The sequence below is a fragment of the Hamadaea flava genome (genome assembly GCF_024172085.1).
In the GTDB taxonomy this organism is placed as follows: domain Bacteria; phylum Actinomycetota; class Actinomycetes; order Mycobacteriales; family Micromonosporaceae; genus Hamadaea; species Hamadaea flava.
In genome coordinates this window covers 8,004,540-8,029,855 of the sequence record NZ_JAMZDZ010000001.1, presented here as the reverse complement: position 1 = coordinate 8,029,855, position 25,316 = coordinate 8,004,540, and the positions used below count along the sequence as shown (strand labels likewise).

Here is a 25,316-nt window from a genome sequence, read left to right as displayed (position 1 = left end):
CGCCGGAGATGGCTCCACGGGGTGACGCACCGCGCGGAGGATGATCCGTAAGGTCGCCCGCATGACCAAGATCAAGCCGCGCGAAGCCGCTGTGACTACCGCTGTCGGGGTACTGGCGCTGATTCCGATCGCGATGATCGTCTTGTGTGTCGCCCGCGGCGTGTTCTATGGCCTCGTCGAACCAGGGCCGTATGACAACGCGTGGGGCGGCCCGACCCAGGGTGGCGCTTGGGCCGCTCATTTCCTGATCAGCATCCCGTTCATCGCGATCGGCGTTCTGGCGCTGCTCGGACTGGTGCGGCTTCGTCGCTCGTGGCTGCGCTGGCTGGGTGGCGAGCGTCGCCGATGGTGGGTGCTGCCGGTGACCCTCCTGCTCTACGCGGGCGCCGCCGTGCTCATCGTCGCCTGGCTGCACCAGGTGTAGGTCACCACGGAGCCGACAGGGAATGTCGGAGATATCGGCTACGGTCGCCGACTATGGAATTTCTCGACAACGCGGACGCTCCACATTACTCGGACGTACTCTCACCGCTACCGTCGGTGGACGCCGATCCGGAGGCGATCCTGGCCGCGTTGCATGAAGTGGACTGGTCGGCGTTCACCCCCGCCCGGGATCTGCCACCGCTGCGGGCCAGGCTCGCCGAGCTGGAGCAGAGGTCGGGCGTCACCCACGCTCACCGATTCGTGACCGAGCGGCTCGTGGCGTCCGGCGCGGTGCTGCGCCACCCGGACGGCCACCCCGCCGAGATCAGCGGGTTCGCGCTGAGTCCCGACGGCCGTCACCTCGCCGTCGGCAGCTGGTGCGGCGACGACTACGAGGCGGGCGGCATCTTGCAGATCTGGGAAGTCCCCACCGCGCGCTGCGTCAACACGCTCTACGGGATCGAGGGCGGGGTGGGCTGGCCCGATCACGGCCACATGATCCAGTGGTCGGCCGACGGGCAGCGGATCGCGTTCGCCTTCGACACCAACGTGGTGGGGTCGTGGGATCCGTTCGGGCCGAGCACCGATCTGCTGGGCCACGCCAACGTCACCGACGGATACTCGCGTCCGCCCACGTTCGCCTTCGCGCCCGACGGTACGCGTGCCCACATCACGATGTGGTCCGGCCGCGCGGTGCCGGGCTGCATCGCGCCGTTGGCGGAGGGTCCGCTGTACTTCAACGACGATCTCGACAACCCGAACGTCGCCTTCCTAGCCGAAGACCTTCCGGCGGCGGTCAGCGACCTGATGGGCGACGAGCAGCTGGCCCTCGAACGTGCCGTCTGGTCCCGGGACGGCGCGCGTCTGCTCGGCTACGGCGATGGCCTCGTCTTCGCCATCGACGTCGTGACCGGACGGATGTCGTGGTTCGCCGAGGCCGACAGCCGCGGGACGATCCCGGCGTGGAGCCCGGACGAACGGCTGGTCGCGTATCAGACCGACAGCCGCCTGGTGATCGCCGACGCGGCGACCGGGCGGCGAGTCACCACCCTGCCCAACCACCCGGGCGCATCGGAACTCTCCTGGGGCAGCCATGACGGGGTCGCTCAGCTGGCAGTGGTGGTGCCCGAGGACAACGATGCGGATGCCACGCCGAGAGTCGTCATCTATGACGAAAGCGGCACCGGCTACGGCGTGGAGATGGCCCTGAAGGAGGTCTCCCGCGCAGAACTCGACGGCGCCACGTGGGCCTGGGCACCTGACGGGCTGCACGCGGCCGGGCTCACCGAGACCGGCCAGATCGAAGTCTGGTCCCTTGGGAAGGCACCGGACCGGCTGTCGGTCGTCGAGTCTCCGGAAAACGCGTACGGCCTGCTGTGGGGCGCGGACGGCGTACTCGTCGCCGTCGGTCCGAATGCGCTGCGCTTCGTTCAGACCGCTTCCGGCGAGACGATCGGGGACTTCGCGTTCATGCGAGCCCCCGGCGGTTCGCGCCCGCTGGAGATCGACGGCGAGGACATCGGCGAGAACCTGCGGGACTCCGGGGAGCCGGCTGCCGGCCCGACGTTCGCCCTCGACGATGAGACCTGGGCGGTCGCCTTCGAATCGGGACTGGTGATCGCCCCATCCGATCGGCACGACGCGCTCGACGGCGCCCTCGCTTGGGCGGTGGAGCGGCGCTTCGCGTGGCCGGTTCGGTGGGGTGAGCTGCTGATCGTGCCGGACGCGACAACCGCCGCACGGCAGGTCGATTCACCGCTCGCAGAGTATGCGGAGCAATTTCAGCGCCAGAGCGCGCTGGAAACGGTCGCCGGGCAATGGCCGCCGCCCGACACCGCGACGCTGGACGACCTGTTTCAGTTCGCGCGCTCGGCGCGAGCGGCGCTGCACTCAGGCTGGGATCATCACGTCAGCGAGAATCTGCGCTACGCGGCGCGGTTGCGGGCGCGACGGGGCGAGGCAGTCGAGGCGACGGAACTGCTGGAGTCGATCCCGACGCAGGTCGACTACCTCCGGGGGTGCGCCGACGTCGCCATGATCCTCGCCGCTGCCGGGCAGGCCGACCGGGCGCGTGAGGTCTTCTCCTTCACGGAGCAAGATGTCGAGGACGAACTCGACCGCTACAACGTGGCGTTCGTGGCCTCCGCAGTCGGCGGCGCCCATGCGGCGCTGGGCGACACCTCCCGCGCCGACGCGTGGTTCGATCGGGCCCGCGCCGCCATCGAACCCGAGACGAACTCCGGCGAGCACCGCCTGTCCGTCGCGTGGGCGCTCATCGAGTGCGGGCGCGTCGACGACGCGCGTGCCGTCTGGCAGGCCGCCGCCGAAACCCCCAGTACCTTCTACAGCACGCCGTTCCTCGCCTACCTCGTTCGCACCGGACGCGAGGATCTCACCCGGGAAGTCCTCACCTTCCGATACCCCACCGCGGAAGAGTGGCAGGCCGAAGGCTGGTTCGACGGCTGGGAGGCCGTCGAAGTGTTCGCCGGCTTCGGCCGCGCCGACCTGATTCACTCCTGGGCAGAGGTCTACGGTTCCCGCTACGCCTACGAGGAACTCGTGGAGCGGGCGGAGGCGAACGCGCGAACCGCGGATTCTCGGCCGACCGCCGCCGACCTCGACGCGCTCGCCGACGCGTACGCGGCTCTGCAGAAGACGCCGCGAACCAGGCGCGAACGACCGACCGAGCTGCTCATCCTCCAGGCAGCCCGGTGCGGCCACATCAGCGCGGTGCTGGACCTCCTCCCGACGCTCCGGGCGGACGACTTCAACGGCCGTGCCAGCCACGCGTTCCGCGCTCTCTGGCTGGTGACCACGGGCGCTGACGTCCAGACCTGGTGAGTACGACGAAGTGAGCCGGGCGGCTGGGACGCCGTGTCCCGGCCGCCGATGTCGAGCCGGCCGCAACCTCATGCCTTCAGGGTGAGGCGGCCGTCGTCCGAGCGGCCGACCATTGGCGCAGCCACTAAGGAGGGATCGCCGTGACCGCGTCGTCGACGGACACTTTGCCGATCGTATTGATTCACGGGCTCTGGATGACCGCCCGGAGCTGGGACCGCTGGGTGGAGCACTATCAGGCGAAGGGACACCAGGTCGTCGTCCCGACCTACCCGGGATTCGAGATCGAGGTCGAGGCGCTGCGGGAGCACCCCGAGATCATCGCCGAGGCATCGGTCCCCGCGACGCTCGACCATCTCATCGAGGTGGTCGAGGCGCTGGACCGGCCGCCGATCATCATGGGCCACTCGTTCGGTGGGACCTTCACCCAGCTCTTGGTCAATCGCGGGCTTGGCGCGGCCGCCGTCACGATCGACTCGGCTCCGCCCGAGGGCGTACGGGTGAACCCGCCGTCGCAGATCAAGTCGCTGTTTCCCATCCTGTCGAACCCGGCCAACCGGCACCGGGCGGTGGGCTTCACCAAGGAACAGTTCCACTACGCCTTCGCGAACACCAGTACCAGGGAAGAGTCCGACGCGGCCTACGACCGGCTGCACATCCCGGCGCCCGGAAGCTGGGTGTGGGCGTACGGCCTGATCGCCAACTGGAAGCCGGGCCACCAGGAGACGTGGGTCGATTACGACCTGGACGACCGCGCGCCCTTGCTGTTCATCAGCGGCGGCAAGGACCATCTGATGCCACCGTCGGTGATCCGTTCCAACGCGAAGAAGTACCGCAACTCCGACTCGCTGACCGAGCTCTACGAGTTCCCGGAGCGATCGCACTTCACCGGTGTCGAGCCCGGCTGGGAACAGGTGGCCGATTACGCGCTGGAGTGGGCGACCCGCCATACGCGCGACACCGACGGCCGACCGTAGCGATCGCTTCGGGTACGCCGTCGTGGCGCCCGGTCGTGTGCTCGCCTGAAGCGTGCGGACCAGGGACTTTCACGGGTCCGAGGAGTGCGGCGCTCGGTCAGGCTTCGAAGGGAGAGGCCCGCCTACCCTTCAGGAGGCTGCACCATGTCAGTGACCAGCACCGAAACGGCCATTCGCCCGTACCTGGTCGAGATAGCTCAGCAGGATCTGGACGATCTTCGGCAGCGGGTCCGGGCGACCCGGTGGCCGGACCGCGAGACCGTGCCGGACGTGACACAGGGCGTACAGCTCGCGACGATGCAGAAACTGGCCGCGTATTGGGCTGATGGCTACGACTACAGTCGGGTTCAGCGCCGGATCAACGCGTTTCCGCAGTTCATGACCGAGATCGACGGCCTGCCGATTCACTTCGTCCAGGTCCGGTCGAGCCACCCCAGCGCGCTGCCGATGATCCTCACGCACGGCTGGCCCGGGTCGATCGTCGAGATGCTCAACGTCATCGGTCCGCTGACCGACCCGCCCGCGTATGGAGGCGACGCCGCGGACGCCTTCGACGTGGTCGTCCCGTCCCTGCCCGGTTACGGGTTCTCCGGGAAGCCGACCTCGCCCGGCTGGGATCCGCCGCACATCGCCCGGGCCTGGGTGACACTGATGAAGCGGCTGGGATACGACCGTTTCGTCGCGCAGGGCGGCGACTGGGGCGCGCAGATCACCGACGTCATGGGGCACGACGCCGCGCCGGAGTTGGTCGGCATCCACTCCAACATGCCTGGCACCGTGCCGTCGGAGCTGACCGAGCTGCTGCTGAGTGGAACGCCCACGCCCAACGGTTTGAGCGGCGACGAGCGGCGCGCCTACGAACAGCTGCTGGCCGTCTACGCCAAGGGCATCGCGTACGCGACCGAGATGAAGCTGCGCCCCCAGACCCTGTACGGCCTGGCGGACTCGCCGGTCGCGCTGGCGGCGTGGATGCTCGACCACGACGCGCACAGCTACGACGACATCACGGCGGCCTTCAACGGCAGGCCGGTCGGCAACCTGACCCGGGACGAGGTGCTCGACAACGTCAGCTTGACCTGGCTGACCAACACCGGGATCTCCTCCGGCCGGCTCTACTGGGAGAACACTCTCGACTTCTTCGAGGTCAAGGGCGCGACGGTGCCCACCGCGGTGAGCGTGTTCCCACGTGAGCTGTACCAGGCGCCACGGAGCTGGGCCGAACGGGCCTATCCAGGGCTGATCTACTTCCACGAGGTGGACCAGGGCAACCACTTCGCCGCCTGGCAGGAGCCAGAACTGTTCGTCGAAGAGGTCCGGGCCGGGTTCCGTCCCATGCGAGACCTCTGAAACGGTCGGGGGCGGTGCCGGACCCGCCCGGCACCGCCCCGGTCCGCGGCCGATCGCCCCGCCTCACCCGGCACCTTCACCGGAGCTGACGGGTCAACGAGCCCAGCCGCCGGAGCTGACGGGTCACCCGGCCCCGTCGCCGGAGCTGACGGGGCTGAGCCCGGCGCCGTCAGGCAGGGCGCGGCTGTCGGTGAGCACTCGCCGCAGTTCCCGCCGCGAGGAGATGCCGAGCTTGACGTACACCTTGCGCAGATGCCACTCCACCGTTCGCGCACTGATGAACAGCTCGACGCCGATTTCCAGATTGGACATTCCAGCTCGGGCCAGCCTGGCGATGACGGACTCCTGCGCGGTGAGCGAGTTGTCGGGTCCGTTGCGGCGCGGACGGACGCTTTCACCGGTCGCCCGGAGTTCCCGATTCGCCCGGTCGGTGAACCCGTCGAGTCCAGCTGCACTGAACATGTCCACCGCGGTACGCAGCTGGTCCCGCGCGTCCACTCGCCGTCCTTGCCGGCGCAGCCACTCGCCGTACTGCAGGTGCGTCCGGGCCGACTCGGTACGCAGCGACGTGCGCGCGAGCCGGTCGAGCGCTTCCCGGAAGCACGATTCGGGATCGGACCCGGTCGGCGCCACGCCCCGCGTCCGGGCCGCGATACCCAATGCCCAGTCCGTCCCGGCCGCTTGGGCCAGGTCGCAGAGGCGATCGAGCGCCTCCCGCAGGTCACCGGCCGCCCCGGTACGCGCCGCGGACTCGATGAGCTCCGCCAGTGCCCACTGGCCGGGGCCGAACTCGACGGTGTCCACCGCGATGCGGGCGGCGGCATTCGCTTCCTCGTACTGTCCATGTCCGTTCGCCTGGACCGCCCGGGCCCACTGGACGGTGGCCGTGCCGAGACGGGAGCCGGGATCGTCCACCGTGCCGCTGGTCAGTCCGTGGCGGAACCCGCCGTCGGGGCCTGCTCCGAAGAACGCACCTTCGGCAACGCCTCGGAACGCCACGCCCCGGAACGACGCGCCTCGGAACGCGGCCAGACATGCCTGCGGTGCCGCCGACTCGACCCCGATCGCGTAGCTGATCTTGCCGAATTCGTCGGCCAGTGCTGCCGCCTTGGCCAGCCGGCCGCGCAGCAGTTCCACTGGGACTCGCAGCTCAAGGGCGGACAGGAGGTCGCCGAGCGCACCGGCCTGACGGGCCAGGTGGATCACGCGTCCAACGGTCCGGATCAGCGCCTGATCATCCCAGCTGTGCATAGCGGCGGCGACAGCCGGCCCGCCGAATCGGAGGACGGCCTCGAAGGACTCACCAGACCAGGCAGCCAACGCCTCGCGCAAGGCCGGCATCGCCTGCACCGGTCCGCTGTCGTAGAGCGTTGCCAGCCCGACGAGAAGCCGATCGGTCGGGCGAGTGCCAGAGCGCAGTCGCGCCGACCGGAGCACCGTGCGGGCTGCCGCTCGAATTGGAGAGTCCGCCTGCGGAGCGCCCGCCGCATGAGCGGCCCCGAACGCGTCGAGGTACGCCGCCCGGGCTGCCCCGGCATCCAGTCGCTCCATCCGTTGTGCCGCCCGGATCAGCGACGTGACGCCGTCGCCGGTACGCGAGGCGTACTCGAGTCTGGCCCGGAGCAGATCCTGGCGTGCTGCCTGGCGCTCGTCGAGTGGACCGGGGCGAACGCGCGTCAGCAGTTGCCGAGCCGCGGCGAAGTCCCCGGCAGGGATCATCGCCTCCGCCGCCGCGAGCGTCCGCTCGACGCGCTTCGCCGGGTCGGTCGTCAACGTCGCGGCCCGTTCCAGAAACGCGGCGGCGGCCGGCAGCCCGCCGCGAACCTGTGCGCGGCGAGCCCAGCGAACCAGGTCGTCGGCCAGCTGATCATCGGTGCCGTGGGCAGCGCGGGCGCGGTGCCATGCGCGGCGGTCCGGATCGGTGATCGGATCGATCACTTCGGCCAGCGCTCGATGGGCTGCCTGGCGTTCACGACGGCTGGCCGACCCGTACGCGGCCGATCGTGCGAGCGGGTGCCCGAACCGCACCGTCGCGTCCACCTCGAGCAGCCCGGCATCGGCGGTGAGTGCGGCGGCCCTCGGCGGTAGCCCGAGGTTGCGGGCAGCGGCCCGGACGGCGATCGGGTCACCGGTGGGTTCGGCGGCCGCGAGCACGAGGATCCCACGGGCCCCGGCCGGCAGTTTCCGGATCCGCTCCCGGAATGCCGTTTCGAGTTCGGCCGGCTCGCGGTGCGGGTGATCGTGGTAGTCGCCGGGGAGGTGGGCGTACCCCCGGCTACTCGGCGGATGGAGCAGCGCCGACGGATTCCCGCGCGCCTCGGCCAGCAACTGCTCCCGCACGCGTTGGTCCAGTGGCCCGGGGAGGACCGAGGCGAGCAGTTCCCGCGCCGACCCGTCCGGGAGGCCGTGCAGGCGGAGTTCGGGCAGGTCGCCGAACTCATCATCGCCCACCCGCCCGGCGAAGTCGCCCACCCGCCCGGCGAAGGCACCCCCGCGCCCGACGAAGTCGTCCGCTCGCCCGGCGAAGTCGTCCACGCACCCCGCGAAATTGTCCACCCGCCCCGCGAGCACCAGCAGAGCGGCTTCGGTATCCAGCCGGCGGGCCGCGAAGGCCAGAGCCCGGGTCGACAGGAAGTCCAGCCATTGCGCATCGTCGACCAGGCAGACCGTGGGTTCGCTCGTCAGCAGGCCGTGGGTGGCCGAGGCGACGAGCATCGGATTCGGCGCGGGACCTGCCGCGAGGCCGAGAGCGACGCGAAGCGCGTCGGCTTGCGGAGCCGGCAGACTATCGATCCGGTCGAGAAGCGGTGCGCAGGTTCGGTGCAGGACCGCGTACGCCAGGTGCCGCTCCGCCGGTATGCCGTTGATGCGGACGAGGCGCAGGCCGGTGCACGCTGCCGCGGTGTAGTCCAGCAGGGCGGACTTGCCGATCCCCCGCACGCCGCGTACGACGATTGCGCCGCCACGTCCGCAACGAACGGCGTCCACCAGGCGATCTACGGTTTCGCACTCACGTTCTCGGCCGAACAGCCGGACGGCTGGCCGTCCCGTCTCCATGGCGCCTCCACGGAGGGTGACTTCGCGGGACCCGCGACCTCAGATCGTCCGAGCCTAGCGTCCCGGGCACCCCGGCAACCCTGGTTTGGACCAGGGACTATGACGGGCGCGAAGAACCTCGCGGCGGGGCGATGGTGTCCGAATGGAGTGGGGGCTGCCGTCGAGTTCGTGGTTATCGTGGCGGTCCGGCGCGGCTGATCTGCCCTCCGCCGCGCCGACCGAGTCGGAAGCCGAGCTGGTCGAGGTGCTCGCCCAGGCGTTGGCGGACTCGACGGTCTGCGGCCGATGCGGGGCCTGCCTGGGTCGCCGCGTACGCCTGCTACCGGGGTCACCGTCCGGTGTGACCCCGGATGCGTGGCGGCTGCTGATCGTCGCACGCTGCCGCGGCTGGCGCAGGCACCCCTACATCGCCGAGGTCGTCGCCGGACGGTGGGACCTTCGATTCGGCCCGTTCTGCTGAACGGTCGGCCCGTTCTGCTGAAGCGGCCCGTCACAACGGGCGGCTGAACATCTTCCGGTTGGCGAAGTTGTGGTAGCCCGCGCGCTGGAACGCCTTGAACATGCCGATGTTGCCCGCGTCGCAGTCGCCGCGGATCTCGTCGGCGCCGGCTTCGACCAGCAGCTGGGTGCCCCGGGCGACCACGCTGGTGGCGTACCCCTGGCCCCGGCTGGCCGGCGCGACGGCGACTAGGCCGATCACTGCCGAGTTGCTCGTCCGCGCGGGCAGGCTGATCGCTACGGGCTGGTCGCGCTCGTCGTAGCCGATCTCGAACCAGGCGGGTTCGTGATCCATTTCCTGCATCTCGGCGAGATTGCGTTCGGCCGCGCCACGTAGGCCGTGTTCGGCGATCTCGGCTTGAAAGATCGAGTCCTTGGTGTCGGTGAAGGTGTCGGCGAGCAGGTCCACGAAGGGTTCCTCGCCCAGGTCGGTCAGCGAACGCCAGTGCAGGCGCTCGTCCTGGTTCGGCATCGGATCGTTCGCGGTCCACAGGAACCGGCAGCCGTCGCGGCTGATCGTGAAGCCGGCGGCCGCCAGCAGCTTCTCGCGCGACTCGGGGTCCCGCTGGAACTGCGGGGCCTGCGCCGGGGAGTCGAGGACGTGCCCTTGCGACTGCGCGCCGAGCGAGCGGGCCAGGTCCGCGGCGTGTGCCAGCAGCGCCTCCCCTGTGTCCGGATCGCCCGGTTCCAGCAGCACGAGGTCCATCGGCGCCGTGCGACCGGGAATCGTCCACAGCACGACGTTGCCGGTCAGCCGGCCGTCGCGCTCGGCGACCACGCACCACTCTGGCCGAGTGCACCCACTTTCCAGCAGACCGGCCAGGTACGCAGCGGTTGCGCCGTTGCGCTCGTCGTCGTTCGGGAAGGTCGTCAGTGCGGGCAATTCGTCGCGATGGGCGATGCGAACAGTGAGTTTCATGCAATCCCTCGGGTCTGTGCCGCTCGAATCCGCGGTGGAGTTTCATCGTCAGGGCTTCTGAGCAGGCGATCAACGGCGACGATGGTATCGCAGGCTTAACCTTCGGCTTATGGGTCGCGGCTCGGCCTGCCTTTGCGAGCCCCGATGACCGAATGGCCGTAGGCGCCTCCGAGCACCCTTCACGCGTGGACAATAAGCGCGTAACGGACTCAACGGAACCATCGGTTTGAGCAATCGAGGCAACGACAGCGGGGGCCCTCCGTGAAAGTGCTGTCGAAGGTGTTCGCGGTCAACCCTGCCGGAGTCAACTGGCCCCGGGCAGTGCTGTTCCTGGACGTCGCACTAGTGCCGATGCTGGTCTTCTGGGCGTTCGGCAACGAGCAGTACCTGCTCAGCGCACTGTTCGGCGTGTTGTTCGCCTGGCTGGCCGACCCGGGCGGCGGTTACGGGCGACGCGCTCTGCGCATCGCCGTGTTCGCGCTGATCGGCGCGGGCCTGACCGCTCTGGGGTTCGGTCTCGGGCAGGCGGCCTGGGGCTGGCTGGTGCTCGCGGCTTTTGTGGTGACGCTGGCCGCCGGGCTGGCCATCGGTCTCGGGGCGCATCGCTTCGCGGCGGGGCTGCTGCTCAATCTCTGGTTCCTCATCACTCTCGGATTCGCGGTCGGCATCGATCAGCAATCCCGCATTACCAACCACACCTGGGCGCAGGTGGTCGCCTGGATCGGCGGGTCGGCGCTGTGGATCGTGGTGACGTTCGCCGAGTGGCTGATCCGCGGGCGGTCGGACCGTCCCCAGCCGATCGCGGAACTGCCAGGCGATACCGCTCAACGGAAGCTGACGCGGCCACTGATCATGTACGCGGTGGTCCGCGCGGTCGTCATCGCCGTGACGGTCGCACTCGCGTTCGGGCTGAACCTCTCGCACGGTTATTGGATGCCGATCGCGGCCATCGTGACGATGCAGCCCGGCCTGCAGCAGACGACCCTCGTCGGCATGCAGCGCGTCGCCGGGGCGCTGATCGGCGCCGCCGCGGCCGCGCTGCTGTTGCTGATCCCGGCCGGCGTCAACGGAGTCAATCAGGTGACGACCTTACGCGGACTCGAAATGGTCGCGCTCGTCCTGCTGATGCACGGGGTGGCGATCCGCTTCTGGAACTACGCGATCTATACCGCGGCCATCGCCGCAGGAGTGCTGGTCCTGATCGACCTTCCGTCGCCCTCCGACTACGGCGCCGAGGGCTACCGGGTGCTGTGGACGTTGTGCGGCGTGGCGATCGGCGTGGTAGTCATGCTGCTCGCCGGCTTGCTTGCCAAACGCGGGGCCAAAGCGCCACCGCAGGCAGCCGAACCATCCTGAAGCGATAGACGACCGTACCAACGAAAGAAGTGCGGGTTTCGCACGAATCACCGTGTTACCTTGCAGCGGTCACCGGTCCTTCGAAGGGGTACGCCATGTCGGCTCGTGCCGGTTCCGCAATCCTGCTCGGCACGGTGTTGGTCCTGAGCCAGCTGCTCGCGGCTCCGGCGTACGCGGCATCGCCGACGGTGACGATCAATCAGGCCCCGGCACAAAGCGACCCGACGTCCTCGGCTCCGATCAACTTCGCGGTCACGTTCAGCGAACCGGTCACCGGCTTCGACGCCGCCGACATCGGCTTCACCGGCAGCACCGCCGGCGGCACCCTGGTCGCAACCGTCACCGGCAGCGCCGCCGCATACACGGTCAGCGTCACCGGGATGACCACCGAAGGCACCGTCGTCGCCGGTATTGCGGCGGGTGTCGCGACCAACGGCGGCGGCGAGCCGAACGAAGCGTCCACGAGCACAGACAACAGCGTGTCCTGGACGCCCGACGGCACCGCGCCGACGGTGATCATCGATCAGGTTCCCAGTCAAACCGATCCGGCGTCGACCACCCCCATCGCGTACGCGGTCACCTTCAGCGAGCCGGTCACCGGCTTCGACGCCGCCGACATCAGCTTCACCGGGAGTACCGCTGGTGGCACCCTCGCCGCGACCGTCACCGGCAGCGCTGCTGCGTACACGGTGAAGGTCATCGGGATGACCACCGAAGGCACGGTGGTGGCGTCGATCGGCGCGGGTGCCGCGACCGACGCGGCAGGCAATCCGAGCGCCGCCTCGACCAGCACGGACAACACTGTGGACTGGACGCCGGTCGCACCGACGGTGACGATCGAGCAGGAACCCGATCAGACTGATCCGACGTCGCTGACGGCGATCGAATTCGCGGTCACGTTCAGCGAACCGGTCACCGGCTTCGACGCCGCCGACATCAGTTTCGCCGGCAGCACCGTCGGCGGCACCCTGGTCGCCACTGTCGCCGGCAGCGGTGCCGCGTACACGGTGAACGTCACCGGGATGACCACAGACGGCACGGTGACCGCGGCGATTCCGGCCGGGGCGGCCAAGAGCGCAGCGGGGCTGGACAGCGCCGCGTCCACGAGTACCGACAACACGGTGGCCTGGTCGCCGGTCGTGCCGCCGAGCCCGTCGCCGACTCCGACGGACAGCGTTCCGACCGCCGGCGCGACCACGAGTGGGTCAGGCGGATCCATGCCGGTGACCGGCGCGAGCCTCCGGCTACTCATCGGCGGTGCCCTGTTGTTGCTGCTCGTCGGTCTCGGCTTCGTGTATGTCCTGCGTCGGCGGAGTCTGCTGGAGGGGTGATCGGCTCCGCCGATCTCCCAAAGGCCGGGCTCCCCCGCGAGCGGGGCTGCGACCTGCGCAGGCACGGAAAGCTCGTCGTCCTGCCGACTGACAGATCGCACTGAGCCGATGTCAGGGCCGTGACAGGGCCGCGACAGCGCTCGGGCCAACCATTCTCGGCATGGAGAACACGCTGACCCCCACGGCCGCGGCGACAGCGGCCCGGCCGAACCGCATCGTCGAGCTGCTGCTGGCCGACCGCCACTCCGTCGCTCTGTCGATCGCGCTGCACCTGGTGCCCGGCGCCCTGATCGTCGCCGCGTACCTGTTCATCGCCGAACCGTTGGTCAAGGCGATGGCATATCCGATCTTCCTGGCTTGGGCGATCGCCCTGGTCATCGTCCTCATTCCGGTCCTGTTCGGATTATTGTGGCTCGGCCGCCGACGCAACGGCCGATACTCGCTCCAGGGTGTGGTCGGCTACCTGGACAAGCCGATCCCACGGGGGAAGGTCACCGCGATGATCGCGGGTCTCATGGTCTGGATGACGGTGGTCTCGCTCGCCCTCGTGCCGCTGGACAACGTCGTCTACGAGACCTTCTTCACCTGGGTCCCGTTCGAAGGGGCCGGTGGCAGCGCCACCACCTATCTCGACGGATACTCGCACTCGATGCTGGTGATCACCATGCTGGTGTGCCTGCCGCTGACCGGATTCACCCTGCCCCTGATCGAGGAGTTCTACTTCCGCGGCTTCCTGCTGCCTCGCATCGCCCATCTGCGCTGGGGAGCGCCGGTGCTCAACACGGTCCTGTTCTCGGTGTATCACTTCTGGGCGCCGTGGACCGTGCTGTCCAAGCTCATCTTCCTGTTCCCGGGGATCTGGCTGGTCTGGCGCAAGCACGACATCCGGCTCTCGATCGGTATGCATCCCGGTTCGGCCCTGCTCATGGCGACGGTCGGCACCGTCGCGATCGTCCTGGGCCTCGTCTGACATCTCCACACAGGACGGGTGCGAAGGCCCACGCGGGCCTTCGCACCCGTCGATCACTTGACGGTGAACGCGCCGAGCACGGTCTGCTCGATCGTGTTGCCGTCGCGATCCGAGGCATTGGCCTTGATGCTGACCGTGCCGTCGGTCTCGCCGGCGCGCGGTGCGCGGTAGCTCGCCACGAACTCTCCGCCACCCTTGGCCGTCGCCTTCACCGGCTGCCAGGTGGTCCCGCCGTCAAAACTGAGCGACAACTCCAGATTCCCGGTGGTCGCGCTTTCGATGCCCTGGTGGTACGCCGTGATCCGCAGTTCGTGCTTGCCGCCACCGGTGATCGAACCGGTCGCGTCGAGCCCGGCGTCGTAGCGCAGGAACAGCAGCGACTCGGATCGGCAGAGCACGCCGATCCCCTGCGGGCACCAGGTTCCCTGCTGCCGGCCGTCCGCGGTCGGCGCCGCCGAGGTGAAGCCCCACTTCGTCGTGGTGGCGCCGCCGTTGTTGGACCCGGTCAGCTCGTACCGCTTGGCCTCCTCGGGCAGGTCGTAGACCGCGCCCCAGAGGAAGTCGCTGCCCTGCGCCAGTTCCTTGCCGTCGGCGTACATGTGCAGGTTCTCCGGCGCGAAGATGTACGCACCGTTGACGATGTTCGGGCTCGCCCCGGTGATCAGGTGCAGGAGCGGATAGAAGGTGTCGCCCTGCCGGCAGAACGAGCAGATGGTGACCGCGGTGTAGAAGTCGTCGCCGTCGAAGTCGCCCGGCCGGGCCTCGAAGACCTTGGTCGACAGCTCCGGCGCGCCGGGCACCAGCGGTCCGGTCCCCCACTGCTGGGAACCGATCGGGCCCGCCTGGTCGACCACCTCCACGGTTCCATGGTTCGACAGGTCCCGCTGGACCCGGACCAGGTCGGGTGAGACCGGTCCTTGGTAGGTGGTGTAGCGGACGCCCCCGGTGAGGCCGACCAGCATGACGCCGCCCGTCGCGTGCTGGTTCTTGCGGAAGGCCGAGTAGGTCATCGTGTCGGGTTCGGTGGGCGATCCGTTCAGGGTCGTCTGGACCTCGGCGAGCTGGCTGTCGCTGAGCTTGGTGTGGAGCGAGGCCGGGATCTGCCCTTCGTGGTAGAGGTGCAGGTTGTAGACGTACGGGCTGATCTGCGACGACCCGGTGACCTCGATCTTGACGGTCCCGGTACGCATCATCGCGAGCAGCTGCTCCGCCTCGGTGTGGGTGACCGCGGCGTACGGGAGTTCGGGGCGGCCCTGCGAAGGCTGGTTCCAGAAGGCCGGCAGGATCGGCAGCAACTCGCACACCGTGGTCGGCCACGGCCCGTTGCTGGCAACCGGGTCGACGAGTACGCCGACCGCGCCGGCGGCCTTCGCGCGGTCGAGCGCCGGCGTGCCGATTTCGCAGATGCCGCCGAGCTTGTCGTCGTCGATCTGCAGCATCACGAGCTTGCCCCGAGCGTCGATCTTGGCCAGGTCTTCCGCCCGGCCCAGGCCGCCGTCGACCAGTTCCAGGGTCTGCCGTCCGGTGAAGTGGGCGAACGACTGGCTCACCCAGTAGTTGTTGCCGGCCTGAATCGCGGCCAGCGGCCGTTTGGTGGGCTTGACGACTTTCATGCTGACGTATGGCTCGCCGAGGACCCAGTTCTGGCCCAGGTGGAAGGTGCCCACCGTGATCGGGGCACTGGGCACCGCCCAGTAGTTGGCGTGGCCGTACATGGTGAACACCATCGAGACCCCGCCGGCGCCGTTGGCGAAGCTGCGGTAGGTGAGCAGGGTGCCGTTGTAGGTCTCGTTCGGCCGGGGCGTCTCGACGGTCAGCTGCTGAGCCGAGCCGCCGTCCGTCGTGATGGTCAGGTTCTGGTCGACGGTGAACTCCGGGACCTCGAAGTTGAAGATCTGGTCGACGCCGGCGAGCCGGAAGGTCATCAGACCGCCGCCCTCGTAGACGCCGGCCGGCACCCGGAACTTCGCCTCATAGCCCGTGCAGGGATCGATCGTCACGCAGCTCAGGCTCTGCAACGCGTACGGCGTTCCGATCGCCGACCCGCCGACCTGGGCCAAGCTGGGCTCGACGAACAGGCACATGGTCACGATGAGTCCGTTGCAGTTCTGCTGTTGCGCGCCGCTGGGTGCGGTGATGGTCCAGGTGACGTCGAACTGCGGCTGGCCCGTGTCGGTCTGCGGCGTCATCGTCGAGGAACGGTGGCCCGTCGGCCAGAGCCCCAGTACGCCGTGCTCCAGCTTCGGTGCGACGCCGCGTACCAGATAGTCCGTGAGGTCCCCGGCGGAGCCGGAGGCCACGACGCCGGCCCAGAACTGGGTGGCCTTGGCGGCGTCGACGCGGACGTCGACCGTGCCGGCCGCCTGGCTGGTCGCGGCGACCGCGGCACCGGGCAGGACGGATGCGGCCTCGGTCAGCGCCGCGACGTCCAGCCCGGAGCCGAACTTGACCGTCACCGGCAGCGAGGTGTCGCCCGCCGCCGATCGCTTCGCCAGCCAGAGCACGTCGAACGCGTTGCGGTCGACGACACCGGCCTTGACCAGTCCGGCGGCGTCGGCCGGCAGTGCGATCACACTGGAAACCGCCGAATCGGCGCCGAACTTGGCTTTGACATCGATGGCGGGGATCGTGCCGTCGGCGCGCTGAGCCGCCGTGGCGGTGACGGTGTAGCGACCACTGGTCTGCTGCATCGTGACCTGGTCACCGGTGATCAGGGTGATCGTGTAGGCCGATGCCGTCAGGCCCGGCAACAACAATCCGCCGTCGGTGGTCGCCGAGGTTGTAGTCGTGGTGGTCAGATCCGTCGTGGCCGGGTCCGCGGTGGCGGCGGTTCCAGCGGTGACGACGAGGAGGGCGGCCGCGGAGGCGACCATGAGTCTGCGATATGCCCGGATCACGGGGCGGCTCCTTGGCGTGAAGGTCGTCATGTCAGCCGCCGACCTTGGTCAGGGTCCAGTCCTGGGTGACGATGGCGTTCTTGACCACCGGCACCGTCGCGGTGGCGCTGGTGTAGGTGGCGGCGGTAGCGATGAGCTCGGTCGGCCCGGTCGTTGAGCTGAACAGCCAGTAGAGGCCGTCACCGAGATTCGAGTCGATCGGGGTGGTCACGGTGGCGGTCTTCTCCTGCGCGGCGGCGGTACGCGCGACGGTGGCGTACACCGAGGCACCGGTGGTGTCCTTGGCGAATCCGACGACGAGCCCGCCCTCGGTCACGACACAGGCGTGCGTCCCGACGAAGACGTTGTCCAAGGCCCACCAGTTGCCGTTGCGGCCCTGGTAGTGGAACCGGACACGGACGCCGGTGCGATGCGCGGCCTGCGGCAGTGCGACGGTGACCCGGCCGAAGGAGTTGCCGGTGGTCTTCTGCCACACGTTCGTCCAGGTCTTGCCGCCGTCGACGCTGACGTCCACGTCGGCCCGCTGGTTGCTCGATCCGTAGTACGCGGTGTCGAAGCTGATCTCCGGACTGTCCTGAGCGGACAGGTCGTACGCCGGTGAGGTGAGCGTGGTGTCGAAGCGCTTGACCCCCGCGTACGCCGCGTCGGCGACGGCGAACCGGCCGCCTCCGTCGTTGGGCGCGGTGCGGTAGCCGGGGTTGTCGAAACGCCACGCCGGTTGGCCGGAGGTCGTCCAGCCGTCCGTCGTGCCGCTGGTCCAGCCCGTGAAGTCCTCGCCGATGCCGTTCCACCGGTAGCCCGGCGCGGTGCAGCTCGACTGGTCGGCGGTCAGCGACAGGTCGTAGGTGAGGTCGGCGTCGCCGAGTTGCACCGTGCGGTCGCTGGTGGCGTAGCCGTCGTACTGCGGGAACACGTGCACCTGGTACGCCGTGGACGCGGGCAGGCGAACGCTGTAGCGGCCGGTGACGGGGTCGGTGAAGATCGGGCCTTCGGTGTACCCGTCGATCCTCAGCTTGGCGTACAGCGGCCAGCCGTGGCCCGACCCGTCGGTGATCGTGCCGCTGACCGTCTTGTAGGGCAACGGCACCAGCTTGAGCGCGACGGTCGACGTCACGTCCTGGGTGATCTGCACGGTGGCGCTGGGAACCTCGTAGCCGTACTTCTTCGCGCTGACGGTGTATGTCCCGATCGGCAGGATCCCCGACGCGAAGGCGCCGTCGGCCGTGGTGGTCAGCTGACGGGTGACCGGCCCGGCGACGGTGATCTGCGCCCCGGCGATCGGCGTACCCGCCGTGTCCGTGGCCGTTCCCGCGACCCGGCCGACCGGCCCGATCGGGGCCGACTTGAGCAGGGCCACCGCATCGAGACGGCCTTCGCCGAACACGTTGTTGTCGGCGTCGGTGCCGCCGCATTGGCCGTCCGGGCTGTCGATCGCCGTCCCGTCGAGCAGGGCACGCGTCTCGTCGATGTCGCCGACCAGGCCACCGGCCGCCGACCACAGCAGCGCGATCGTTCCGGCCACGTGCGGGGTGGCCATCGACGTTCCGTCCCAGGCTTCGTATCGGTCACCGGGCAGGCTGGACAGGATCGACGCCCCGGGAGCGGAGATGTCGGGCTTGATCGAGCCGTCCTGACCGGACCCCCGCGAGGAGAAGCTGGCGATCGCGTTGCTCGAGTCGTACGCGCCGACCGAGTAGTTGATCACCCGGCTGCCCGGTGAGCCGCTGGTCTGGCAGGCCGGGCCGGAGTTGCCGTTGGCGAAGATGCCGAAGATGCCCGAGGCGGTCCAGGCCAGGCTGATGTCCTCGAGGATCGGCTCGTCGCTCGGCGTGGTGGAACCCCACGAGTTGTTGATGATGTTGGGCCGCTTGCTCGCGTCCGGGTTCTGCCCGTTGAGATCGGTGGGCTCCAGCATCCACTGTCCGGACGCGATCAACGCGGTGTCGTCCGGGCAGCAGCCGTTGGCGGTGATCCATTTTGCCCCGGGGGCGACGCCGATCTGGTGCCCGGCGCCGTCGTCGCCGACCATCGTGCCCATCGTGTGGGTGCCGTGGCCGTGGTTGTCGCAGGGAACGGGACCGCAGGTGCCGGCCGCGTCGAACCAGTTGTAGTTGTGGTCGAAGGTGCCGTCGCCGTTGTTGCCCCGGTACTGACGGACCAGCGCGGGGTGGTCGAACTGCGTACCGGTGTCGATGCTGGCGATGGTGATGCCTTCACCGTGTACGCCGTACTGGGCCCACACTTCGTCGGCGCGGATGTTGGCCACGCCCCATTCCACAGCGCTCGCCGTGGCCGCGGCCACCGTCGCGGAGGCGGTGACCTTGGGCGGCTCGACCTTGAACGACGGTGACACCGACGCCACCTCGGCCCGGGTGGCCAGCGCCTCGACGAGCGCGCGCTTGCCGCCGGTCACCTTGATCGCGTTGGTGGCCCAGAAACTCTGGTATTTGACGCCGGCGGAGTCCAGCGTCCCGCGGACCGACTGCTGGCTGGCCGCCGCGGTCGCCTTCAACGCTGCGGCTACGGCCGTGCCGCGCGCGTTCCAGTCCTTGATGGACGCTGTCTTCGACAGATCCGCCTTGGCTTCGAACGCGACCCAGAAGTCGGCCTGGTCCTTCGAGTCCAGCTGTTTGCGCAGATCGGGCCGGATCTTGTCCTTCGGCGTCTTCGTGGGCTTCGAGGAGGTGGCGGTCGCGCCAGGGCTGGCCGTGGCGGGTGCGGTGATCGTCACCGCCAGGGCGGTCGCCAGCACAGCCAGCACGGCTGCGGCGGATCGCCATCTCGGAGATAGGACGGACATGGAGGGGTGCCTCACCTTCCGGGGGTTGGGGGTGGTGATCGCCTACAGCGGCACGTACCGGTCGTGGGATGGGGCGCCTGGCTCGCCGCTTGGCCGGGTACGCGGCTGGTCGCCGTTCGCGGGCGCTGGGGTCGTACGCTCGCGTACGCCGTCCTCAACGGGGGGCATCGCCTGGTTCTGGTCCTCGTCGTCGCGATCTGGCATGGTCAGCATCCTGATCAAGACCGCCCGCGATCGCGATACCTAGAGCTGGTGAAAGAACTCGGTGGCCGGGGCCAAACGTCCGGGAACTCGGATGAATCAGTGGTCGCGTGTCCCGGGTTCGGCGACGACACCGGCCGCGATCGCCTTCGCCGTCAACGTCGTCCGCGACGTGGCTTCCAGCTTGCGCATGGCCGACTTCAGCTGGCTGGCCACGGTGTGATGGGAGCGGTGCAGCCGGCGGGCGATCTCCTGATTCGTGCGACCCTCGGCGGCCAGCTCGACGACTTCGAGTTCCCGTGGGGACAAGTCCGAGCCGTAGCCTTTGCGGCCACCTCGCCAGGTACGCGGCACCGGCTTGCCGTGTTCGCGCAGCGTACGCGCGACCCGGTCCACGTCTCCGCCGGCCGGCAGGGCTGCGAAGGAGGTCAGCACCTCGGCGAGCAGTTCCAGTCCCTGCTCCTCGGCACCCGCCCGGATCAGGTTCCGCGCCTGGTGTTCCCGGGCCAGCGCGGCGTCATACGGCCGGGGCAGCGCGGCCCAGGCTCCGGCCGCCCGCGCGTACAGCTCGACTGCGGACGCGTGCTCGCCCTGAGCCTCGGCGACCACGGCACGGCACTCGACAGCCGCCGCCGACGGCGCGGGCATGTCCCGGCCCGCAAGCCCCGCTTCGAAGCTCGCGATGAGGTCACGAGCCTCGTCCATCGCGCCTACGGCGGTCAGCGCGCGTACGCGTGCGGGAACGATCTCGGTCCCCCAGATCCAGATGCCTTTGTCGGCGATGACATCGCACGCCTCGGCGGAGGACTCCATCGCCTGGTCGGGGCGATCCTCCGCCAGCCTGATCCGGGTCAGCGCCGCCGACGCCTCCGCGAGGAACTCCCAGGCGTCGAAGCTTCGCACCGTGTCGACGACCCGTTCGAGTTCGCGGCCCGCCGCCGGCAGTCGGCCAGAAGCCAGGTGCAGCAGCCCACCGATCAGGGCGGGTTCCAGGCGGCTGATCGTCGGAACGCCTTCCTTTCCGGCCAGCGCCGCCGCGTGCTCGGCGAGATCGACCCAGTTCCCGGTCAGCCAGTCCAGGTGCAGCTGCGATCCCAGAATCAGATCCTCGAGCCGGCCCTGCTCGTACTCCTCCGCGAGCCGGCTGGCGTCCGCGAGCCAGCGGCTGGCCTCGGCGTACCGGCCCCACCGCAGGGCCGCGTGGCCGACGTTGAGCCGCCCCACGGTGATGACCCGGCGGTCCCGGCCCGCCCCTGCCTCGCCGGGGATGTTCTCCGCCGCCGCCCAACCCCGCTGGTCCCCCAGCGACAGCAGAACACCCGCCCGGCCCGCGTCGATCCGGAGCCGATCCGAGGGCGGCAGTCCCGCGCCGATCTCCGCGGCGCGGTCCAGCCACACGACATGCTCCGACACTGGTACGCGTCCACGGGGCAGGCCGAGCACCAACATGGCCATCGCAGCGGACACGTCTGTCCGGGCGAGATGCGGCAAGGCACGCTCCATTTCGGAGCGTGCGCCGCCATAGTCCTCCAGATCGTTGAGGATCCTGGCCAGCTGGAACCGCAGGTCCGCCTCGACGCTAGGCGCGAGCTGCGGCTGTCCGAGCGTCTGACGCAGCAACTCCGTCACGTCCCGCTGCCGTTTCGTGCCCGTGAGCGAACCGAGCGGCAGCCGGTCCGCCAGTTCCGACAGCTCGTCGACCGGTACGTCCCCGTTGATCAGCACGTCGTACAGCACCGTGCCGGCGGTCGCCTCGTCACCGGTCTGCACCGCGACCTCGACGGTGAGCCCGGCGTACTTGCGCCACCGTTGTCCGTCGCCGGCCTGGCGGAAGTGATTGGCCAACTGCGCCAAGGGCGGTGGCGTCAACGCCTCCAGCGCGTCGCCGGCTCGCTCGTGCAGCGACCGCCGCTCCCGCTCGGGAATGGCGTCGTAGATCGCGCGGCCCGCGAGCACGTGGCGGAACGACAGCCGATGCCGGTCGCGTTCCTGGAGCAGGCGATGCGCGGTGGCCTCGGCGATCCCGGCCTCGAACTCGTCGGGCGACAGCCGGCTGATCTGTCGCAGGTGCTGCTCGGCGACCGGCTCCGCGACGACGGCGGCGGCGCGCAGCACGGTCTGCGCCGCGGCGGTGAGCTGACCCGCGTGTTCGAGGACGGTGTCGCGTACCGTCGGCGGCACCACGATCTCCTCCAGCGGCAGCCGCTTCCAGACCCCCACGTGGCGGATGACGTCGCCCCGGCCCGCCATCAGCCGCACGCACTCCTCCACCGCGAGCGGGACACCGTCGGTGTGCACGTGCAGATGCCGAGCGAACCCCTCCGACACGGCCTCACCGGCCAGCATGGACGACGCCAGCGCCGCGGTCTCGGCCTGGCCCAGCGGTTCCAGCACCAGCCGCAGGCGCGAGCGATGCGGCCGCAGCAGCGCCGAGAGCCGCCGAAGCCAGGAGTCGTCGACGAGGTCCTCCGGCCGGTACGCCACGACGAGACTCAGCCCGGCGCCTTCCCGATTCGCCAGGAACAGCATGAACTCCCTGGTCGCATCGTCCGACCACTGGGCGTCGTCCACGACGAGCAGGGTGACGCCCAGCTTGTCGACCAGTTCGGCGAGTGCCCGCAGCACCCGATGGCGTGCGGCAGTGGCGTCCTCGGCCGGTTCGAGGGCGGGCGGCAACTCCCCGGCCCACTCCGGGAACAGGGGACGCAACGCGCCCGCCAACGGGCTCAGCTCCAGTGGCGCTAGCGTACCGATGCCCAGGGCCAGGACCGCGTCGACGATCGGGCCCAGTGTGCATGGTTCACGTAGCGGAGGGCAGGTCGCCGTGAGCGCGGTGAACGAGCCGTCGGCGGCCGTCAGGAACTCCTCCAGCAGCCGTGTCTTGCCGAGTCCAGCCTCGCCCTCGACGAGCACCAACGCCGCCGGTGTGGCGACGACCTCGGCCAGCCGGGCCAGTTCCTCGTCGCGGCCGACCAGCGCCGGCGGGGAAACCGCGGCAGCGCCGGACAGCATTTCGTTTGCCGCCGCTTCCCGGCCCATGTCCCGCCTCCAACCCGGACTCCCAACGATCTTGGCGCAAGTCGCGGCGTGAGTAAAGCGGGAGTGACCAGGTCCCGGCACCCGGCCCGTCAGCCGGTCGACGCGCCGGTGCGGCGGTATCTGCCCGGTGCGACGGCGTGCTGGCGTTTGAACGCGTTGGCGAACGCGAATTCCGATGTGTATCCCACGCGGTCGGCGATCGCGGCGAGCGGTGCGTCGGATCGCCGCAGCAGGTCGGCCGCGAGGGTCAGCCGCCACCAGGTGACGTAGGTCAGCGGTGCTTGGCCGGTCAGACTCGTGAAGCGTCGCGAGAACGTGGCCCGCGACAGGTTGGCCTCGTCAGCGAGGCTCTGGACCGTCCAACCGCGGGCGGGATCGCGGTGGATCGCGTTCAGCACGGCCCCGATGGCGGGGTCGGCCAGTGCCGCAGCCCAGCCGGTGGGGTTCGCCGGGGCCGTGGACTGCGCGAACCAGTCCCCTGCAGAAGCCCGGCTCAGGATGACGGCGCGAGGCTGGCCGCCCGCGGCGGTCGACGACATCCTGCGCGCCCAGGCTGCGATGACAGCCGGCCCGGCCCGGGTCACCTCCACCGTGGCGGAGGTGACCGGAACCGCCGCACGCACGTTCCGCTCGTGGGTGGTCGAGCACGCGGATGCCTTTCGCACTCCGGCAAGCCTCACTTGACGGGTGCCGGAATCAGGCGCGCCCACGCCGAGACATCGGTGGACGATCGAATCACTTCTTCTCGTTGTGGTACGCCCCAAGCCGGGTGAGCAGGTCGATCAGTGTCTTCCGGTCGGCAGTGGACAGCGGAGCCAGGTACGCGTCCTGCGCGCCGCTGATGAGTTCGTCGAGCTGCCCGAGCTGCGTACGCCCGGCGGCGGTGATGGTGACGACGTTGCGGCGCCGGTCGTCCGGGTCGGGCGCCCGGTGGACGAAGCCCCATTCGGCCAGGTCGTTGACGGTCGCCACCATGTCGCTGCGGTCGATGCCGGTACGCCGGCCGAGGTCGGCCTGGCTCGCTGAGCCGTATTCCTGCAGCGTGGCGAGCAGGGCGTAGTGATAGCGGCGTACGCCGGCCTGGCCGAGCGCCTGGTCCACTAGCCGGTTGGCCGCGAGCGCCGCCTGGTTCGTCAGCCTGCTCGCCAGCACCCGAAGCCGCTGCGCCGGTTGTCCTTCTCCGGTGTCCACCAGGGAAATCTAGCAAACCGTTGGCCAAACCCACGGTCATGTGTATTGTTGGCTGCACCAACGTTGGTATGGCCAACGTTATCTCGCACAGAGGTGGAGTGCTCACATGCTGGAGACACAGATCCGGGGCCGTGTGCTCAACCCGGGCGACGAGGGATTCGACGAAGCCTGCTCGGGCTTCCTGCTGACCGTCACCCACCGGCCGGCGGTGGTCGTGATCCCGGCCGACGCCGGCGACGTCGCCACCGCCGTCCGGTACGCGGTGGACACCGGACGCCCGATCGCCGTGCAGTCGACCGGGCACGGCAAATCCGTGCCCGCGGACGGGGCGGTCTTCATCGCCACCGGCGAGCTGCGGGAGCTGTCGATCGACCCGAGCGCCGGCACGGCCCGGATCGGCGCGGGACTGCGCTGGGGTGACGTGGTCGCCGCAGCGGCCGAGCACGGCCTCGCCCCGCTCGTCGGATCTTCGCCGAACGTGGGCGTGATGGGGTTCCTGACCGGCGGCGGCCTGCCGCTGACCGCCCGGACGTTCGGGTTCGCCGCCGGCTACGTCCGCTCGCTCGACATCGTCACGGCCGACGGCGTCCTGCGTACGGCTTCGCCGACCGAGGAGCCAGATCTGTTCTGGGCGGTACGCGGCGGCAAGAGCAACTTCGGCGTCGTCGTGGCCGCCGAGATCGACCTGTTCCCCGTACGCACCGTCTACGGCGGCGAATTCAGCTTCGCCGGAGAGGATCCCGCGTACGCGGCGCGAATCCTGCGCTCCTACCTGGATTGGGCTGGAGCGCAGCCGGACGAGATGACGTCCTCGGTGACCCTGCTGCGCTTCCCCGACGCGCCCCAGTTCCCCGAGGAGGTCCGGGGCCGGTCGCTGGTGCAGATCCGGGTGGTCTACGCAGGAACCGAGAAGCAGGGTGCCAGGCTGGTGAGCCCCCTGCGGGCGCTCGGGCCGGACATCGACACCTGCGCCGTGGTGCCGTACGAGGAGATCACCGAGATCTACCAGGACCCCAAGCATCCGGTCCGGGCGCACCTGCGCAGCGCGCTGCTGCGCGACCTGGATGACGAGGCGATCGCCGAACTGGTCTCACTGATCGACCCGGCGGCCACCGGCGGCCCCTACCCGGGCGTCGAGCTGCGGCAGCTGGGCGGGGCACTGGACCGGGAGCCCCGGCGCGCGCACGCCGTCAGTACGCAGGGGGCGGCGTTCCACCTGTGGCTGCGGATGCCGGCCCCACCCGAGCGGGCCGACGCCGTCCGCCGGGTCACCGACGAGGTGCTGGAGCGCCTCCGGCCGTGGGACACCGGTGCCAAGCTCCCCGGATTCCTGTTCGACCACGACTCGACCCCCGAGCGGGTTCGCCGCGCGTACACCGTGGCGAACTACGACCGGCTGGCCGAGCTGAAGGCGAAGTACGACCCGAACCAGGTCTTCCGCATCAACCACGCCATCCAGCCGAGTTGAGTGA

General features: G+C 69.6%; 17 protein-coding genes. 9 read left to right on the top strand and 8 right to left on the bottom strand.

Annotated features, from left to right (window positions below; translation table 11 throughout):
* Positions 1-61 precede the first annotated feature (61 nt).
* The 4 genes from HDA40_RS37455 (at position 62) to HDA40_RS37440 (ending at position 5,585) form a co-directional block, all read left to right on the top strand.
* Positions 62-424, top strand: coding sequence for a hypothetical protein (locus HDA40_RS37455; protein ID WP_253762629.1), 363 nt, complete (start codon positions 62-64; stop codon positions 422-424).
* 53 nt (positions 425-477) lie between these two features.
* Entirely contained in the window at positions 478-3,264 is a 2,787-nt protein-coding gene (locus tag HDA40_RS37450) for a WD40 repeat domain-containing protein (protein ID WP_253762627.1), read from the top strand.
* 140 nt (positions 3,265-3,404) lie between these two features.
* Positions 3,405-4,238: an alpha/beta hydrolase gene (locus tag HDA40_RS37445; protein ID WP_308197806.1), complete on the top strand. Its 834-nt coding sequence runs from the start codon at positions 3,405-3,407 to the stop codon at positions 4,236-4,238.
* A gap of 144 nt (positions 4,239-4,382) precedes the next feature.
* Complete coding sequence (locus HDA40_RS37440; protein ID WP_253762624.1) at positions 4,383-5,585, top strand: epoxide hydrolase family protein; 1,203 nt, start codon at positions 4,383-4,385, stop codon at positions 5,583-5,585.
* A gap of 123 nt (positions 5,586-5,708) precedes the next feature.
* Here the strand turns inward: HDA40_RS37440 and HDA40_RS37435 are convergent, their stop codons facing one another.
* Positions 5,709-8,642 carry a helix-turn-helix transcriptional regulator gene (locus tag HDA40_RS37435; RefSeq protein WP_275978393.1) on the bottom strand — a complete coding sequence of 978 codons (2,934 nt, stop codon included), beginning with the start codon at positions 8,640-8,642 and terminating at the stop codon, positions 5,709-5,711.
* A 142-nt stretch (positions 8,643-8,784) separates the two neighbouring features.
* On the opposite strand from HDA40_RS37435, the gene HDA40_RS37430 reads away from it, so the two are divergent.
* Positions 8,785-9,102, top strand: a complete 318-nt coding sequence (locus HDA40_RS37430) for a hypothetical protein (protein WP_253762620.1) — start codon at positions 8,785-8,787, stop codon at positions 9,100-9,102.
* A 30-nt stretch (positions 9,103-9,132) separates the two neighbouring features.
* On the opposite strand, the gene HDA40_RS37425 is transcribed toward HDA40_RS37430, so the two are convergent.
* Positions 9,133-10,059: a GNAT family N-acetyltransferase gene (locus HDA40_RS37425; RefSeq protein ID WP_253762606.1), complete on the bottom strand. Its 927-nt coding sequence runs from the start codon at positions 10,057-10,059 to the stop codon at positions 9,133-9,135.
* 261 nt (positions 10,060-10,320) lie between these two features.
* On the opposite strand from HDA40_RS37425, the gene HDA40_RS37420 reads away from it, so the two are divergent.
* From HDA40_RS37420 to HDA40_RS37410, 3 genes are all read left to right on the top strand, one after another.
* The gene (locus HDA40_RS37420) at positions 10,321-11,415 is read left to right on the top strand and encodes an FUSC family protein (RefSeq protein WP_253762605.1); all 1,095 of its coding nucleotides are present in this window, start codon (positions 10,321-10,323) and stop codon (positions 11,413-11,415) included.
* Between the two features lie 95 nt (positions 11,416-11,510).
* The gene (locus HDA40_RS37415) at positions 11,511-12,746 is read left to right on the top strand and encodes an Ig-like domain-containing protein (protein ID WP_253762604.1); all 1,236 of its coding nucleotides are present in this window, start codon (positions 11,511-11,513) and stop codon (positions 12,744-12,746) included.
* A gap of 160 nt (positions 12,747-12,906) precedes the next feature.
* Positions 12,907-13,716, top strand: a complete 810-nt coding sequence (locus tag HDA40_RS37410) for a CPBP family intramembrane glutamic endopeptidase (RefSeq protein WP_253762603.1) — start codon at positions 12,907-12,909, stop codon at positions 13,714-13,716.
* Between the two features lie 53 nt (positions 13,717-13,769).
* Here HDA40_RS37410 and HDA40_RS37405 read toward each other — a convergent pair whose 3' ends face one another.
* The 6 genes from HDA40_RS37405 to HDA40_RS37380 form a co-directional block, all read right to left on the bottom strand.
* Positions 13,770-16,613 carry a protease-associated domain-containing protein gene (locus HDA40_RS37405; RefSeq protein WP_253762602.1) on the bottom strand — a complete coding sequence of 948 codons (2,844 nt, stop codon included), beginning with the start codon at positions 16,611-16,613 and terminating at the stop codon, positions 13,770-13,772.
* A 31-nt stretch (positions 16,614-16,644) separates the two neighbouring features.
* Positions 16,645-19,413 carry a S8 family serine peptidase gene (locus HDA40_RS37400; protein WP_253762601.1) on the bottom strand — a complete coding sequence of 923 codons (2,769 nt, stop codon included), beginning with the start codon at positions 19,411-19,413 and terminating at the stop codon, positions 16,645-16,647.
* A 42-nt stretch (positions 19,414-19,455) separates the two neighbouring features.
* On the bottom strand, positions 19,456-19,617 hold the full coding sequence (locus tag HDA40_RS37395) for a hypothetical protein (RefSeq protein WP_253762600.1): 162 nt from the start codon (positions 19,615-19,617) through the stop codon (positions 19,456-19,458).
* A 96-nt stretch (positions 19,618-19,713) separates the two neighbouring features.
* A complete protein-coding gene (locus HDA40_RS37390; RefSeq protein WP_253762599.1) occupies positions 19,714-22,653 on the bottom strand; it encodes a helix-turn-helix transcriptional regulator in 2,940 nt (979 codons plus the stop codon).
* Between the two features lie 89 nt (positions 22,654-22,742).
* On the bottom strand, positions 22,743-23,318 hold the full coding sequence (locus tag HDA40_RS37385; protein WP_253762598.1) for a helix-turn-helix transcriptional regulator: 576 nt from the start codon (positions 23,316-23,318) through the stop codon (positions 22,743-22,745).
* 70 nt (positions 23,319-23,388) lie between these two features.
* Positions 23,389-23,844 carry a MarR family winged helix-turn-helix transcriptional regulator gene (locus HDA40_RS37380; RefSeq protein WP_253762597.1) on the bottom strand — a complete coding sequence of 152 codons (456 nt, stop codon included), beginning with the start codon at positions 23,842-23,844 and terminating at the stop codon, positions 23,389-23,391.
* Between the two features lie 106 nt (positions 23,845-23,950).
* Here HDA40_RS37380 and HDA40_RS37375 point away from each other — a divergent pair, with 106 nt between their 5' ends.
* The gene (locus HDA40_RS37375) at positions 23,951-25,312 is read left to right on the top strand and encodes an FAD-binding oxidoreductase (RefSeq protein WP_253762596.1); all 1,362 of its coding nucleotides are present in this window, start codon (positions 23,951-23,953) and stop codon (positions 25,310-25,312) included.
* Positions 25,313-25,316: the final 4 nt, after the last annotated feature.

What these genes read in the sequence shown, in the direction of transcription:
- HDA40_RS37415 (WP_253762604.1), top strand. Translation starts at nt 11,511, where the DNA reads ATGTCGGCTCGTGCCGGTTCCGCAATCCTGCTCGGCACGGTGTTGGTC.
- HDA40_RS37395 (WP_253762600.1), bottom strand. Translation starts at nt 19,617, where the DNA reads ATGCCAGATCGCGACGACGAGGACCAGAACCAGGCGATGCCCCCCGTT.
- HDA40_RS37430 (WP_253762620.1), top strand. Translation starts at nt 8,785, where the DNA reads ATGGAGTGGGGGCTGCCGTCGAGTTCGTGGTTATCGTGGCGGTCCGGC.
- HDA40_RS37435 (WP_275978393.1), bottom strand. Translation starts at nt 8,642, where the DNA reads ATGGAGACGGGACGGCCAGCCGTCCGGCTGTTCGGCCGAGAACGTGAG.
- HDA40_RS37455 (WP_253762629.1), top strand. Translation starts at nt 62, where the DNA reads ATGACCAAGATCAAGCCGCGCGAAGCCGCTGTGACTACCGCTGTCGGG.
- HDA40_RS37425 (WP_253762606.1), bottom strand. Translation starts at nt 10,059, where the DNA reads ATGAAACTCACTGTTCGCATCGCCCATCGCGACGAATTGCCCGCACTG.
- HDA40_RS37450 (WP_253762627.1), top strand. Translation starts at nt 478, where the DNA reads ATGGAATTTCTCGACAACGCGGACGCTCCACATTACTCGGACGTACTC.
- HDA40_RS37440 (WP_253762624.1), top strand. Translation starts at nt 4,383, where the DNA reads ATGTCAGTGACCAGCACCGAAACGGCCATTCGCCCGTACCTGGTCGAG.
- HDA40_RS37390 (WP_253762599.1), bottom strand. Translation starts at nt 22,653, where the DNA reads ATGGGCCGGGAAGCGGCGGCAAACGAAATGCTGTCCGGCGCTGCCGCG.
- HDA40_RS37410 (WP_253762603.1), top strand. Translation starts at nt 12,907, where the DNA reads ATGGAGAACACGCTGACCCCCACGGCCGCGGCGACAGCGGCCCGGCCG.
- HDA40_RS37375 (WP_253762596.1), top strand. Translation starts at nt 23,951, where the DNA reads ATGCTGGAGACACAGATCCGGGGCCGTGTGCTCAACCCGGGCGACGAG.
- HDA40_RS37400 (WP_253762601.1), bottom strand. Translation starts at nt 19,413, where the DNA reads ATGTCCGTCCTATCTCCGAGATGGCGATCCGCCGCAGCCGTGCTGGCT.